Here is a 13,861-nt window from a genome sequence, read left to right on the forward strand (position 1 = left end):
TCTGCCCTATTGCCTCATTCGGTGTATAATACAGCTAATTTTCCTTTATGTTTATTTCCTTATGCACTTTGCTGACCTAGATCTTGATCCCAAATTATTAAACGCCATTGAAAAAATGGGTTTTGATAAACCGACTAGCATTCAATCGCTCGCTATTCCTGCGGCGATGAAAGGTCGCGATATTTTAGCAAGTTCACCAACCGGTACTGGTAAAACGGCTGCGTTTTTACTTGGTTCAATGCAATACCTGATTGATTTCCCAAGACGTAATCCAGGTTTTGCGCGCGTACTTATTATGACACCAACACGTGAACTCGCTTATCAAGTGTATGAACAAGCAAATGCCCTTGCAGCGCAAACTCACCTTAAAATTGGTGTAGTAACCGGTGGTATTAACTACGGTAGCCATAAAGAAATTTTTGAAAAAAATAACGACATTCTGATTGCTACGCCTGGTCGTTTAATGGATTACCTAAATTCAGAAAACTTCCACGCAGAAGATGTTGAAGTACTTATTCTTGATGAAGCCGACCGCATGTTAGACATGGGCTTTCGTAAAGAAATGCTACGTATTTGCGACGAAGCAAAAAACCGTAAACAGTGCTTTTTATTCTCAGCAACACTAGAGGGCGACAGCGTTGAGCTATTTGCAGAGCGTATTCTAAATGATCCAGCACTTTTAGAAGCAACGCCATCACGCCGCGAAAAAGGCAAAATCCATCAGTGGGTGCATTTATCAGATAACCGCGAACACAAAGTGGAACAACTTGAAGCGATTTTGAAATCGGAAGAAGTTGAAAAGGCCATTGTGTTCGTTAAAACACGTGAACGTTTAGAACAGCTAGTTGGCGAGTTATTCGCGAAAGACATTAAAACCACGTGGCTGCGTGGTGAAATGCCTCAGGATAAACGTTTAGCCGCACTAAAAAGCTTTGATACTGGCCGTACAAACGTATTAATTGCAACCGACGTTGCCGCGCGCGGTATTGATGTAGCTGATATTAGCCATGTAATTAACTTCGATATGCCACGCACTGCCGACATTTACGTACACCGTATTGGCCGTACAGGCCGTGCAGGTAAAAAAGGCACAGCAATTTCATTTATTGAAGCTCATGATGTGGAAATCTTGGCGAAAGTTGAGCGCTACACAGAACAAAAACTTAAGCGCCGCACAATTAAAGGCTTAGAGCCAAAACATAAAGAAGCGAAATTGCCGGCGAAAAAGAAAAAAGACCCAGAAAAAATGAAGGCTAAAAAGAAAGCCAAGAAAAAAGCGAAAAAGAAGTAGCTTTACAAAAGCGGTGTTATCACCGCTTTTTTATTCTTTAAATTCAGCCCCTTCGTGACGTAATAGCCACGCTTTTCGCTCTAAGCCACCGCCGTAGCCAGTCAGTGAGCCATCCTTACCAATCACCCGATGACACGGCACAATAATCGCAACCCGATTCATACCATTTGCAGTGGCGACAGCGCGCACCGCTTTAGCGTTATTAAGTGCAGTTGCTTGCTCTGAATAACTGCGTGTTTCGCCAAATGGAATAGTTTGTAACCCTTGCCATACACCTTGTTGAAATTCGGTTCCAGGTAAATCTAGGGGAATGCTAAACTCTTTACGCATACCCGTAAAATATTCATTGAGCTCTAACTTACACTGCTTAATGTGATCATTCTCGCCTTGTAAAATCACTGCATTTAGACGCTTTTGTAAATCGTTAAATTCCGTTTCTAACATGCGTCTATCAACAAACTCGACAAGACATACACCGCTATTGGTTGCGCATATAAACATTGGGCCAATGGGTGTAGTGTGGCGCGCAATTAAGATAACTTGCTTCTCTTTACTTTTACTTGGGTTAAGGCCTGTGGCTTTTTTAAAAGTGTAGGCAAATCCGCTTAATGAGTTAAAACCCGAATCAAGCGCCGAATCAATCAGTTGCTTGCCATTTTGAATTTCTTGATAGGCAGTATTTATACGCACCATGCGCTGATAAGCTTGAAACGTCATACCATAGTGTTTTTTAAACCAACGCCTTACCAGCTCAGGTTGAATGCCCGCTTCTTTTAAGTGGTAGTCTGAAAGTTTTTCTTGGCCTTTTTGCGCTAGCAATTTTAATGCTGTCGCCACTGGCTCTGGCATTGAATGGGCATTTTGTGTTGGCTTACACACTTTGCACGGGCGAAACCCCGCATCAAGGGCATCTTTTACCTCTGAGCAAAACTCGACATTTTCTTTTTTGGGTTTGCGTGCTGTGCAAGTCGCGATACAAAAAATCTGCGTGCTGGTAACACAGGCATAAAAACAGCCAAGATATTGACTGTTTTTATCTACCAATGCTTGGTAATACTCGTTAATTTTTTCAGGTTGTGTGATTTTCATAAAGCCAATCATTCGGTGATTTTAGCCAAGCGTAACCAAGGCTAACATTTCACTCAACCGAAAACTGAACAAGTATATTTTTAGTGTTGGACTAACGAACTTTCAGGCAATCCAATTTCATCCAACATCATCATTAAATGTGCAGCGCTCCAACTAAAGTTAGTTGCACCTTGTTGCTCACCAGTAAAAGGATGATAGTTTTCACGAATACTGTCTTTTTGGCTGAGGCCTTTACTATTACTAATTAGCTTTTGTAAAAGCTGCTGCGCGTCCTTTTTATAGCCATAATGACTTAGTGCACTTAGTGCGAAATACACTTGATCAAGCCACACTCTGCCGCGCCAATAAACATCTGCTCCAAATGCGGGGTTTGTGATAGCAGCGGTAGGAAATGGCACATGGGTATTAAATTCGTGCTCACGAAGCATGGTATTAATAACGCTTTTAGCATTTTTGTCACTTGCCACTTGGCTAAATAACGGCGCCCAACCTTCAGGGCCTTTGCCGCGATGCACTAACAACTTACCTTTACATTCACTCGTTGACTGTGGGGCATTATCAATAGCTAAGTCATAATAAAAACCAGTTTTGCTATCGTAAAAACACGCATCAATACGTGCTTTTAAGGTTTGATATTCTGCTTGGTATTTTTGTGCATCTTGGTTGTTACCTAATCGTTTTGCCATTGCCGCTAATTGGCGTTTTTCCATTGCTAGATAGCTATTAAGCTCTACAGATTCTTGGTTGATAGTATAACCAACTAGTTGACCATCACGCATGTTTTCGAAAATCTTAACCTGCCAATCAGCCTTCGCTTTTGTCATATCGCCTTTATAAGTTTGATTGGCATATTCTTTAAACTGCTCATTTGAAATAAAACCAAAACGCGCCGCATTATCCATACCTGACTCCCAGCCCGCAGCATGTTGCACAGGGATATCAAACGCATCAATTTGGCTGTTGTCAAGTAAACTTAAATACAGCTGATTACCACGGCATGAATACCAATTATCTTTCCCTTTTTTGCACGATGCCAAAACAGCCAGTTGCGTGTTTGCTTGTACTGAGAAACGCATCTCCCCTTCTTTTGTGGTATGTTTATCATCAACCGTGCCGCCATATTCAATTAAACCATTGCTATTATGATCGCGGTTTAAATACCACCATTCATGGTACGCTTTTAATTTCGGATATATTTCAGCCAAAAACGCTTCATCATTGGTTTTTGACACAATTTGCCAAACTACCCAAGATGCCAGTGGCGGCTTAGTATTACGCTCATTCCAATTACCGCCATCGCCACCGCGCGCTTTTGAGTAATTGTAAAACACCGCATCAATCACCATGCCCGCATCTTGCGCACGAAGTGTATCTTTATGCGTTATCTGATAATCAAACATGGCGCGTACGTTATCTTTAGCAAGTTCGGGCATCACCTCTGCAAGTGCATAGGCATGCTTCCAACTGTCCCACGCCCATACACCATTAAACCAACGGGCAGTCACCGATGGGGTTATGCCATTATGTTTAATAGCCCCTGCAGGGCTACGCCAGTTGCCAACTAAAGTTTCTAGCGACTTTATTGCTAACCTTTTTGCTTGTTCGTTGTGCTGATTTGATAGTTTATTTGCCAATGACTGCCATCTGGTTTTCGCATTCAAATAGGCAGGCTTTTTGCTGTTCAACCAAGCACTTATTTTTACATCTTCGCTGTCGCTTTCGTGCTGATTATGGGTATAACTGAGCACTGTGGTCAGTAATCGAGAGTTTGCAGGTAAAACCGTTAAACCACTTGTACTTCTGTAGCTTTGTTCAACAGGATTAAAAGCTGATTTAGAAGCAATAGAACGGGCTATTTTAAATCGCGCGGTGCTGTCATTAAGTTTGTGCCACGTATCACGGGTTTGGCCAAATTGCCATGCAATTGCTTGCTTAGATATTTGTGGTGTTATTTGCCAAATATAATCATCATCTGCGCTTTTCCAATGCTTTGTATGTTGCCCTTGCCACTTTAGCGAAAGATTAAGCGGCTTTTCGGTTAAGTTAGTAATGCGCGTATCAATCACACTGCTACGCGTTGATACAAAACTTAAGTAAATATCGATGCTAAATGTTTTTGTGGTAAAGGTTTGTTTGTAATATCCAAGTTCACTGGAAATGGTACTAGGTAAAGCCGAGAGACGTTGATATTCACCGCCATCAACAGCAATCGATAGCATCTCAACATATTCAGCAAAATAAAGGGTGTACTCTTCAAACACAATGGCAGGCCCCGCAAATCCGCCAGCATTTTCATGTTTTGGTTGTAAAAACCCATGCCAGCTACCAAGGTCAAATAATGGGTTTGCTTGCTGATTACCATAGCTATCGTAATATTTAGCGAGTTGTGGTGCGCCTTCACGATTTAATTGTGAAAGTGGTGATGCCTGTAAACTACAACAAACGATAAGAAAAGCAGCGAGTAATGTTTTCATTCTAAACAATATTTTATTTTTGCATACATTATCCATAAAGTAATACAAAAAACAATCTGATTGCGTTAGCACTAAGCACATCACAAATATTTGAATTGAATTAAACTAATTTCTAAAATAACGGCTAAAGCCAAGTTTATTGGCACGAAATGGCTAAATTATAATAATAATGAAAATTCGATATTTTACTTTAATAGGTATATGGCTACTTTGTACAAGTACAAAGGCCGCTGATAACCTACATAACTTTGAAGATGTGTGCCCCAACTTATCAGCACCCGATTGCAGCGCAAAGTTGCTTAAGCAACAAAGTGAGTATGCGCCCTACAGTACCGATTGGTATTTTATTACGGCTCATTACTTAGATTTGCTGTATGAAACTACCAATCTAAAACCGTTGAAAAATCTTACCGAGCAATATTTAAATTCAGGCCATACTCACCCTGTTACATTTCAAACTCAGCTCTATTTTTACGCCGCTAAAGCATTTGATATTTATAATGAAAAAGTAAAAGCCAAAGAATATGCACAGCAAGCGCTTAAATTGGTTAGTGCCACATCTGAGAGCTTTCCAAACCCATTGCGTATGGTTGAAATTGCCAATTTGGAGATGGTATTTGGCGATAAAGATACAGCAACACAAATGCTCAACCGCTTAGCTCAGCAATACCGAAAAAGTAAAGATGCTAAACTACAACACGAAATTTACGGCAACTTAGCAAATGCTTTGTACTCGCAAGGTCAGCTACTCGAATCAATCCCGCACAGAAAAAGCGCGCTATTTTGGGCTCGTAAACTCGGGTTTAACGATAACCTTACCATGGCAAGTGGCAACTTAGCCCGCACCTATCAATTGGTTGGTCAATTACAACTTGCAAACGAAACCTATCGCGATGCTATAAGCAATTTTAACAGTGAAGAAAGCCCCAACTATTCTATTTTCCAACTGCGTTTAGCCGAAATAAACACCGCACTTGGAGAGGTAGAAGCTGCTAAACAGCACATAACTAAAGTTAGATTTACTAGACTACTGCCAAGCCACCTTACACTTTATCACCAACTGGCAAATAAGCTCGAACTAAACCCAACCGCACTATAGCGCGCAACTTGTTAATACGACTTGAACGGTGAATACTTGTGGTACTAACAAAATAATGTAGTTCTAAGATGTCGGTTTATATACTAGCACTGTTTATTTTACTGCCCTTTGTCTCGTATTGGTTATTCCCAGCTGTCGCTAACGTAGATGTAATTAGTTTTGCATCTGAATTTATTATGGCGATTGCGGTACTTGTTTGTATTTTCAATTTGAAAAATTTTCGACAAAGCGAACGTTCAAACAACGTGCTTTTTACAGGTTTTTCAATTTTATTAGTTGCCATTTGTGTCGATGCACTTGATGAATTGGTTATCTTTCCAAAAGTCATCACTATCGTTATTGAAGATCTCTTTCAAATTATAGGTTTGTTGCTGATTGTGTTTGGCATCAAACTATGGCTTGAAAAACAAGAAGCACAAAGTAATACACTATTAAAACTTGCCACCACCGACCCGCTAACAGGCGCTTATACTCGCCGCTATTTTATTGATAAAGCAAATGAAACAATGCAAAGCGATACCCCACGGTTTTGCATTTTAATATTAGATATTGATCATTTTAAAAAGATTAACGACCAATATGGTCACAATGTGGGTGATTTGGCACTCGTTGAATTTTGTAATCTGATACAAAGTAACTGTCGCGAATCCGACTTATTCGCACGTTGGGGTGGTGAAGAATTTATTATATTACTGCCGCATATAGCAACATCTTCAGCTTACAACAAAGCCGAGTCACTGCGCGTACAATTAGAAAATACCGAACTGCATTTATCAAACGCAGTATTTAATATGACCGTTTCGATTGGTATAGCTGAATACTCAGCTAGCGTAAAAAAGCTAGAGACGTTAATCGATATCGCTGATAAACGTCTCTATCAAGCCAAGCAACAAGGCCGCAACCAAGTTGTATCAGGTACTGATTAAACTTGCTCTGCGCGTAAAAACACAGGTTCATTAGCCTTTTTCGTGTGCTCTTCGCTGTAATAGTAACCTGCACAGTCAAACGCCAATAATTGCGCCATGTTCGTTACTTGTTGTTCCATAATGTAACGCGCCATTAAGCCACGCGCTTTTTTCGCATAAAAGCTAATTACTTTATATTGACCATTTTTACAGTCTTTAAATACCGGTGTAATAATCTCACCGTTAAGTGCTTTTTTATCCACCGCTTTAAAATATTCGTTCGACGCTAAATTGACGAGCGTATTGGTATTTTGTTCAGCAAATACTTCATTCAGCTTTTCAGCAATGATACTACCCCAAAATTGATATAAATTAGCTCCACGTGGATTCGTCAGTTTTGTGCCCATTTCAAGGCGATACGCCATCATTAAATCAAGTGGTTTTAGAATACCGTATAAACCTGACAAAATACGCAAATGACCTTGTGCGTAATCCAGTGCTTTTTCGCTTAGCGTTGCGGCATCTAAACCTACATAAACATCACCATTAAACGCATAAATAGCTTGTTTGGCGTTACTATCATTGAATGGCGTTTGCCACTCGGTAAAACGCGCCACGTTTAAACCCGCTAACTTGTCGCTAATTTTCATTAAGCTTGAGAGATCTTGTGCTGATAGTTCGCGACATACTTCAATAAGCTCTTTGCTGTGCGCTAATAGCTCAGGTTGTGTATGGTTTTTACTCGGTGCAGGTGTTTCGTAGTCTAAATTTTTAGCAGGTGATATTACTGTGATCATAATTACTATTGACTTGTCGTTGTATTAAGGTAATTTCAACACTTCTTGTAATAAAAATCACCTGTTAGTTAGCATTCGATGGATTTTTCTTCGCTAGGAGTAGCGTAAACCCTGTGTTACGGACATTTGACCTTTCCCAAATACTTGTCATCTAGCTTTAATGATTCATCTTTAAGCTAAACTTAGCTAACACGCTATTTTTATTACCTTGATATTAGGAATGAGGTAAACCATGACACAAATTTTAGCGGCTTTAAAAGCCCAATCAACGATTGTTGCCGATACTGGTGATATTGCAGCAATTAAAGCACACCAACCGCAAGACGCAACAACCAACCCATCACTACTTCTAAAAGCCAGTGAAATTGAGGCATACCAGCCGTTGCTAGCAGAAGCACTTGCATATGCAAAAGCAAACGAAGCCGACGCTGCAAAACAAGTTGCACTTGCATGTGATTATTTTTCAGTTTTGCTAGGCAAAGAAATCAGTGAAGTTGTACCAGGTTACATTTCAACAGAAGTAGACGCGCGCTTATCATTTAATACTGAAGCGACCATCGCTAAAGCTAAATCGTTACTTGCGCTTTACCGCGAAGCAGGTGTTGATACAGACAAAATTTTAATTAAAATTGCGTCAACTTGGGAAGGTATCAAAGCGGCTGAACAGCTAGAAAAAGAAGGTATTAAGTGTAACTTAACGCTACTTTTCTCTGAAGCGCAGGCCAAAGCGTGTGCCGATGCCAATGTATTTTTAATTTCTCCCTTTGTTGGCCGAATTTTAGATTGGCACGTAAAAAATGGCATGCCAAAGCCAGCGTCTGCACTTGATGATCCAGGCGTTCAGTCGGTGCGTAGCATTTACAACTTTTATAAAACACACGGCTATGAAACCGTTGTTATGGGCGCAAGCTTCCGTAATACCGGCGAAATTTTAGCGTTAACCGGCTGTGACCGTTTAACCATTAGCCCTCAGCTATTAACTGAACTTGCTGAGCTAACCGACGCTGAAGTTTACCCACTTGAAAAACCGACTGAAGTATTGCCAAAACCGGCACCACTTAGCGAAAACGAGTTCCGTTGGCAGCATAACCAAGATGCAATGGCGACAGAAAAACTAGCGGAAGGTATTCGCTCGTTTGCCGATGCACAAGTTGAACTTGAAACTCGTTTTGCAAACCTATAAGGAATAAACGGTTTATGACCACCTTAGCGCAGTTGCACACGCAACTAACAGATGCTGCTGAGAATATTAAAAAGAGCCAAATTTTGGCTCTTTTTGATGCGCAGCCTAACCGTGCAAGTGAATTTACACTGAGCGCGGCAGGTTTAACCCTCGACTTTGCTAAGCAAGCAATCGATAAATCCACTCTTAACGATTTAATTGACGTTTCTAAGTTAAAGCAGTTAGCGCAAAAACGTGAAGCGCAATTTACAGGGCAGTTAATTAACAGCACAGAAAAACGCGCTGTACTGCATACTGCATTGCGCAATACGCAAACCTTAGCAACACATTTGCCTGAGGTGGCACAAGAAATAAACTCAATAAAAGCGAGATTGCTCGATTTTGTTTCTCGCTTTGAACAAAATGCCATTGTTGGCAATACGGGCAAAGCGATAACAGATGTTATAAGCATTGGTATTGGCGGCTCATTTTTTGGCCCTAAAATGCTTGAAGCAGCCCTAATTGATAGTCATGTAAATGATGTGAATGTGCATTACCTTGCCAATATTGATGGGCAACAAATTAAGCACACACTGACAAAATTAAATGCTGAAACAACTCTAATAGTAGTGGCATCAAAATCGTGGACCACAGCTGAAACCCAACTTAATATGCATGCCGTAATGGACTGGTTTAAACAAACCATGCCAAATACAGCAATCGCTGAGCACTGGGTTGCATTAACGGCAAAACCAGAACTTGCAAAGCAAGCTGGCTTTAGTGAAGAAATGATTTTCCCATTGTGGGATTTTATTGGCGGTCGCTATTCCGTTTGGTCTACCATTGCCCTTCCGTTAGCACTTAAAATTGGTAAAACTAATTTTGAAGCCTTACTTGAAGGCGCTGCAAACCTTGATAATCATTTTTTAACAGCTCCAGAAGAGCAAAACTTACCTATTATTGCGGCGTTAATTGGCTATTGGCAACAAAAGTACTTAGGTGAAAATAACTTATTAGTACTCCCCTATGGTCACGCTTTAAAAACCCTACCGGCTTACTTACAGCAACTTGATATGGAAAGTAACGGTAAAAGTGTCGATCTTACAGGTCAGCACATTGATTTATCGGGTCCGATTTTATGGGGAGCTGAAGGCACCAATTGTCAGCACTCTTTTATGCAGTTACTGCACCAAGGTAAGCAAAGTGCCATGATTGACTTTATTTTACCACGCGTTGGTGAAGCCAATTACCAGCAACACCACAAAGCAATGATTGCCAATTGCCTAGGACAAAGCCAAGCGCTATTGCAAGGTAAAAGCTTGGCACAAGCAAAAGCAGAGCTAGCAGCACAAGGCTTGACTCCAGAGCAAATAAACGAACTTGCGCCACATAAAGTAATGCCAGGCAACAAAGGTTCTAATACGTTATTAATTGACGATTTATCGCCTCGTTCACTTGGTGCGTTGCTGGCGTTTTATGAGCATAAAGTGTTTGTGCAAGGTGTGCTTTTTGGCATTAATAGTTATGACCAGTGGGGCGTTGAACTTGGTAAACAACTTGGCAACCAAGTGCTTGATGCGATGGCGTCCCAAAATTACCAACAGCTTGATCCATCTACAGCTAATTTGCTAAAAGCACTTACAAATTAATACCCTAACAGCTACCCCTCGGGCAGCTGTTTTACCCTTCTTTGATCTAGTCGAAAAACCTTCATTATTTTTTAACAAAAGCTAAACATATTAGTTTTATTTTTAGACGAGTTATGATATTTCTTATGCCGAGGTTAAAAAATCCACAGGAGGATACCATGGATAGCATCGAAGATATTTTTGCAATATTAGAACGTCCTGAACCAACAACAAAAACCTCTTCAAAAGGGAAAAAGCGCAAATGGCGCGAAATAGAAGCGTTAAAGGAAAGACATAGACTGAAAAAAGAACTCGAAGAATACGGTTCTTTAGACGACATTGACCTTGATGATTTAGTCATCTAAACAATATAAAGGTCAAATCAAAAAAGGCTCTTACGAGCCTTTTTTATTGCTTGTTAAACCTCTTTTGGTAGCAGCCAATTAATTGGAGTTTTACCCATAGCAATTAAAGCACCATTTGCTTTAGAGAAATGCTTACAACCAAAAAAGCCGCGATAGGCAGAAAGCGGTGACGGATGCGGCCCATTAAAAACAACATGCTTAGTAGTATCGATATGACGTCCTTTTTTTTGCGCATGCGAACCCCAAAGTAAAAACACTATACCATCACCATGTTCATTTAATGCAGCTATAACACGGTCGGTGAACGTTTCCCAACCGAGTTTTTTATGCGAATGGGCTTGGCCTTGCTCAACGGTTAATACCGTATTGAGTAACAGCACTCCCTGCTCTGCCCACGCCTGCAAATAACCATGATTGGGTATAGTAAAACCGTCGATATCAGTTGCTAATTCTTTATACATGTTGGCCAAAGATGGAGGCGCTTTAATACCCGGTTTTACTGAAAACGCCAAGCCATGCGCTTGGTTTAGGCCATGGTAAGGGTCCTGCCCGAGGATCACTATTTTCACATCTTCAAACGCGGTGCTTGAAAACGCACTAAACACTTCATCCGCAGGGGGAAATACATTAACCCCCTCTGCGCGCCTTTTGGCAACATAGTCGAGTGTGTCTTTAAAGTAGTCTTGCTGCTTTTCAACTGCGAGTAAATCTGTCCAAGTAGTCATAGTGATTGTTAATAGCTATTTTGAACGCAATTATGCCATAAAAAAGCCGCTAACTTGTAGCGGCTAAGTATTTCAATCAACAGATTAAAAAGGATTAAGCAAGTTTCGCCAAAATGTTTTCACGCAGCACTTGATAGTCATTAACTAGGTCTTCTGCTAAACATTGTTTTGCTAATGCATCAGCAAGTGGTTTTGGCATATCTAATTCAATCGAAAGAATGTCTTCCACTGACTCTTTAAATTTAGCTGGGTGAGCCGTTGATAAAAAGATGCCAACACCATCGGCGGCTAAATCTTGTTTTAAGCCTTGGTAAGCAATTGCCGTATGCGGCTCAGCTAAGTAACCTTTAGCATAAACATCGTGCATTACCGCTTTCGTTTCTGCTTCATCAACACTGTGCGAATAAAAGTTATCGTAGCTAAACCAGTTGTTATCTAGCATAAACTGCACGCGTGGCCAGTTATTTGGCTTACTTACGTCCATCGCATTTGATAACGACTCTAGTGTTGCATTTGGCGTCCATTCTTTTGATGCCAAATAGCGCGGCACAGTATCATTTTGGTTTGTCGTTGCAGAAAGCTTAGCCACAGGTAAACCTAAACTTGCGGCAATCATTGCAGCACACACATTACCAAAGTTACCACTTGGCACCGAAATATGCGCTTTTGCGCGCTCTGCTTTAGGTAATTTCGCCACCGCTTCAAAGTAGTAACATACCTGTGCAAGTAAACGGCTAATATTGATTGAGTTTGCTGAGTTTAAGCCTAAGCGCTGTTTTACTTCATCATCTAAAAACGCTTGTTTTACCATTGCTTGGCAATCATCAAAGCTGCCATCTACTGCGTAACAATGAATGTTATTGCCCAGGGTTGTGAACAGTTTTTGCTGTGCTAATGAAATTTTACCTTTCGGGTATAAAATCACCACATCAATGTCTTTTTTGCCGTAAAACGCATGTGCCACAGCAGCACCTGTGTCACCACTTGTTGCTGTTAAAATCGTGGTTTTGTTACCTTCATTAAATACCGACAAGCACTCCGCCATAAAACGGCCGCCAAAGTCTTTAAATGCAAGCGTTGGACCATGAAACAGCTCAAGGCAGTACACTTTATCTTCAACTTTTACCAGTTCAGCTGGAAAGTTAAAGGCATTTTGTACCATTTGCTGTACGGTACTTTCTGGTAATTCATCACCTATTAAATGCGATAAAATTTTGCTGCTACGCGCGACAAAATCAAGCTCAAGTAACTCATCAACATTACTTAGCGGCACAAGGCTATTTGGGAAAAAGACACCTTGATTGTTGCCTAATCCTACTTTTACCGCCTCTACAAACGATACCTTCTGCTCGGCGTCTTTTAGATTATGCAATAACATCACTTTCTCCTTTTTCTAGTACACGTGTGCCACGGTTATCTATTTTACAAATGTGGCTAAAACCGTTTTTATTCAAATAATTTTCTTTTAACCAAGCGTCTATCGCTTGTGCTTGCGCTTCACTTTTTGTTAACGCCAAAAGCGTTGGACCTGCGCCAGAAATGGCAACCACTTCTGCACCTAATTCTGGTAATGCCGCTTTGGCTTCGCTAAAGCCTGCAATTAATGATTGGCGATAAGGTTCTGCAAGTTCGTCTTTCATCAGGGCTATTGCGCTATCAAATTGCCCGCTAAAACATAACGCAGTAAATGCGCTTAAACGCTGACCATAATTAATGCTAGTGTGCATGCTGACTTCTTTTGGCAGCACAGCACGTGCTTTTGCGGTATTCAGAGCAAAGCCTGGGTAAGCAACAACTAACTGCCAGTTTTCATCTGTTGGTAACGCCAGTGAATTATTTGGCACTAAATCACCGCACAATTGCAAACCACCTAAATAACACGGTGCAATGTTATCGTAGTGGCGACCACCACTGACTTTTTCTTCAAAATCAGCCATTAATGCCAATAACTGTTTTTGCGAAAGGTTAGTATTAGCAAACTTATCAAGTGCCGCAAATGCAGCAACCACAGAGCACGCACTTGAACCTAAACCAGAACCAACCGGTAAGTTTTTCTTTAATTCCAGTTTACATGCTGGCATATCGCTTGAAACATGCTCACGGAAATGCACTAAACACTGATAAGCAAGGTTATCCTCTTTAGGACCTGCCAGTTTTTCAGCGTATTTTCCACTACATACAAATTCGTCTTGGCCTGAATCGCTTGCGCCAATTGCAACAATGTCGCCAAGTAGCGCGCCACTTACTGGCGCAAGCGCTGCGCCAAGTAAATCAAAACCAACGGCAAAGTTGCCACTGGATGCGGGTGCATAAACTTCAATCATCA

The 13,861-nt window shown here is 40.9% G+C and carries 12 protein-coding genes; 6 read left to right on the plus strand and 6 right to left on the minus strand.

Translation table 11 applies throughout. The features are described from left to right. Window positions 1–61: 61 nt before the first annotated feature. Window positions 62–1,291 carry an ATP-dependent RNA helicase SrmB gene (gene srmB, locus AC2IOM_RS00880; RefSeq protein ID WP_138633952.1) on the plus strand — a complete coding sequence of 410 codons (1,230 nt, stop codon included), beginning with the start codon at window positions 62–64 and terminating at the stop codon, window positions 1,289–1,291. Between the two features lie 30 nt (window positions 1,292–1,321). Here the strand turns inward: srmB and AC2IOM_RS00885 are convergent, their stop codons facing one another. Next, window positions 1,322–2,380, minus strand: a complete 1,059-nt coding sequence (locus AC2IOM_RS00885) for a bifunctional transcriptional activator/DNA repair enzyme AdaA (RefSeq protein ID WP_486358836.1) — start codon at window positions 2,378–2,380, stop codon at window positions 1,322–1,324. Window positions 2,381–2,460: 80 nt separating this feature from the next. Continuing rightward, a complete protein-coding gene (ygjK, locus tag AC2IOM_RS00890) occupies window positions 2,461–4,854 on the minus strand; it encodes an alpha-glucosidase (RefSeq protein WP_486358837.1) in 2,394 nt (797 codons plus the stop codon). A 169-nt stretch (window positions 4,855–5,023) separates the two neighbouring features. Here ygjK and AC2IOM_RS00895 point away from each other — a divergent pair, with 169 nt between their 5' ends. Both AC2IOM_RS00895 and AC2IOM_RS00900 read left to right on the plus strand, forming a co-directional pair. Continuing rightward, window positions 5,024–5,953, plus strand: a complete 930-nt coding sequence (locus AC2IOM_RS00895) for a tetratricopeptide repeat protein (protein ID WP_486358838.1) — start codon at window positions 5,024–5,026, stop codon at window positions 5,951–5,953. A 68-nt stretch (window positions 5,954–6,021) separates the two neighbouring features. After that, window positions 6,022–6,879, plus strand: a complete 858-nt coding sequence (locus AC2IOM_RS00900; protein WP_486358839.1) for a GGDEF domain-containing protein — start codon at window positions 6,022–6,024, stop codon at window positions 6,877–6,879. On the opposite strand, the gene yaaA is transcribed toward AC2IOM_RS00900, so the two are convergent. Beyond that, entirely contained in the window at window positions 6,876–7,655 is a 780-nt protein-coding gene (gene yaaA / locus AC2IOM_RS00905) for a peroxide stress protein YaaA (RefSeq protein WP_486358840.1), read from the minus strand. The two genes, AC2IOM_RS00900 and yaaA, sit on opposite strands and share 4 nt — an antisense overlap. Before the next feature lie 232 nt (window positions 7,656–7,887). Between yaaA and tal the strand changes: the two genes are divergently transcribed. The 3 genes from tal to AC2IOM_RS00920 all read left to right on the plus strand — a co-directional run bounded on the left by tal (window position 7,888) and on the right by AC2IOM_RS00920 (window position 10,810). Then, complete coding sequence (gene tal / locus AC2IOM_RS00910; RefSeq protein WP_486358841.1) at window positions 7,888–8,838, plus strand: transaldolase; 951 nt, start codon at window positions 7,888–7,890, stop codon at window positions 8,836–8,838. A 14-nt stretch (window positions 8,839–8,852) separates the two neighbouring features. Continuing rightward, the gene (gene pgi / locus AC2IOM_RS00915) at window positions 8,853–10,466 is read left to right on the plus strand and encodes a glucose-6-phosphate isomerase (RefSeq protein WP_486358842.1); all 1,614 of its coding nucleotides are present in this window, start codon (window positions 8,853–8,855) and stop codon (window positions 10,464–10,466) included. A gap of 158 nt (window positions 10,467–10,624) precedes the next feature. Next, a complete protein-coding gene (locus AC2IOM_RS00920; protein ID WP_010560807.1) occupies window positions 10,625–10,810 on the plus strand; it encodes a DUF3545 family protein in 186 nt (61 codons plus the stop codon). A 53-nt stretch (window positions 10,811–10,863) separates the two neighbouring features. Here AC2IOM_RS00920 and ung read toward each other — a convergent pair whose 3' ends face one another. From ung to thrB, 3 genes are all read right to left on the minus strand, one after another. Beyond that, window positions 10,864–11,535, minus strand: coding sequence for a uracil-DNA glycosylase (ung, locus tag AC2IOM_RS00925; protein ID WP_486358843.1), 672 nt, complete (start codon window positions 11,533–11,535; stop codon window positions 10,864–10,866). A gap of 94 nt (window positions 11,536–11,629) precedes the next feature. Continuing rightward, a complete protein-coding gene (gene thrC / locus AC2IOM_RS00930) occupies window positions 11,630–12,913 on the minus strand; it encodes a threonine synthase (RefSeq protein ID WP_486358844.1) in 1,284 nt (427 codons plus the stop codon). Further along, complete coding sequence (gene thrB / locus AC2IOM_RS00935) at window positions 12,900–13,859, minus strand: homoserine kinase (RefSeq protein WP_486358845.1); 960 nt, start codon at window positions 13,857–13,859, stop codon at window positions 12,900–12,902. Before thrB ends, thrC begins: the two co-directional genes overlap by 14 nt. Window positions 13,860–13,861 lie beyond the last annotated feature (2 nt).

This window comes from Pseudoalteromonas sp. NS-SX12, from assembly GCF_057367955.1.

What these genes read in the sequence shown, in the direction of transcription:
- thrB (WP_486358845.1), bottom strand. Translation starts at nt 13,859, where the DNA reads ATGATTGAAGTTTATGCACCCGCATCCAGTGGCAACTTTGCCGTTGGT.
- ung (WP_486358843.1), bottom strand. Translation starts at nt 11,535, where the DNA reads ATGACTACTTGGACAGATTTACTCGCAGTTGAAAAGCAGCAAGACTAC.
- tal (WP_486358841.1), top strand. Translation starts at nt 7,888, where the DNA reads ATGACACAAATTTTAGCGGCTTTAAAAGCCCAATCAACGATTGTTGCC.
- yaaA (WP_486358840.1), bottom strand. Translation starts at nt 7,655, where the DNA reads ATGATCACAGTAATATCACCTGCTAAAAATTTAGACTACGAAACACCT.
- AC2IOM_RS00900 (WP_486358839.1), top strand. Translation starts at nt 6,022, where the DNA reads ATGTCGGTTTATATACTAGCACTGTTTATTTTACTGCCCTTTGTCTCG.
- thrC (WP_486358844.1), bottom strand. Translation starts at nt 12,913, where the DNA reads ATGTTATTGCATAATCTAAAAGACGCCGAGCAGAAGGTATCGTTTGTA.
- srmB (WP_138633952.1), top strand. Translation starts at nt 62, where the DNA reads ATGCACTTTGCTGACCTAGATCTTGATCCCAAATTATTAAACGCCATT.
- ygjK (WP_486358837.1), bottom strand. Translation starts at nt 4,854, where the DNA reads ATGAAAACATTACTCGCTGCTTTTCTTATCGTTTGTTGTAGTTTACAG.
- AC2IOM_RS00920 (WP_010560807.1), top strand. Translation starts at nt 10,625, where the DNA reads ATGGATAGCATCGAAGATATTTTTGCAATATTAGAACGTCCTGAACCA.
- pgi (WP_486358842.1), top strand. Translation starts at nt 8,853, where the DNA reads ATGACCACCTTAGCGCAGTTGCACACGCAACTAACAGATGCTGCTGAG.
- AC2IOM_RS00895 (WP_486358838.1), top strand. Translation starts at nt 5,024, where the DNA reads ATGAAAATTCGATATTTTACTTTAATAGGTATATGGCTACTTTGTACA.
- AC2IOM_RS00885 (WP_486358836.1), bottom strand. Translation starts at nt 2,380, where the DNA reads ATGAAAATCACACAACCTGAAAAAATTAACGAGTATTACCAAGCATTG.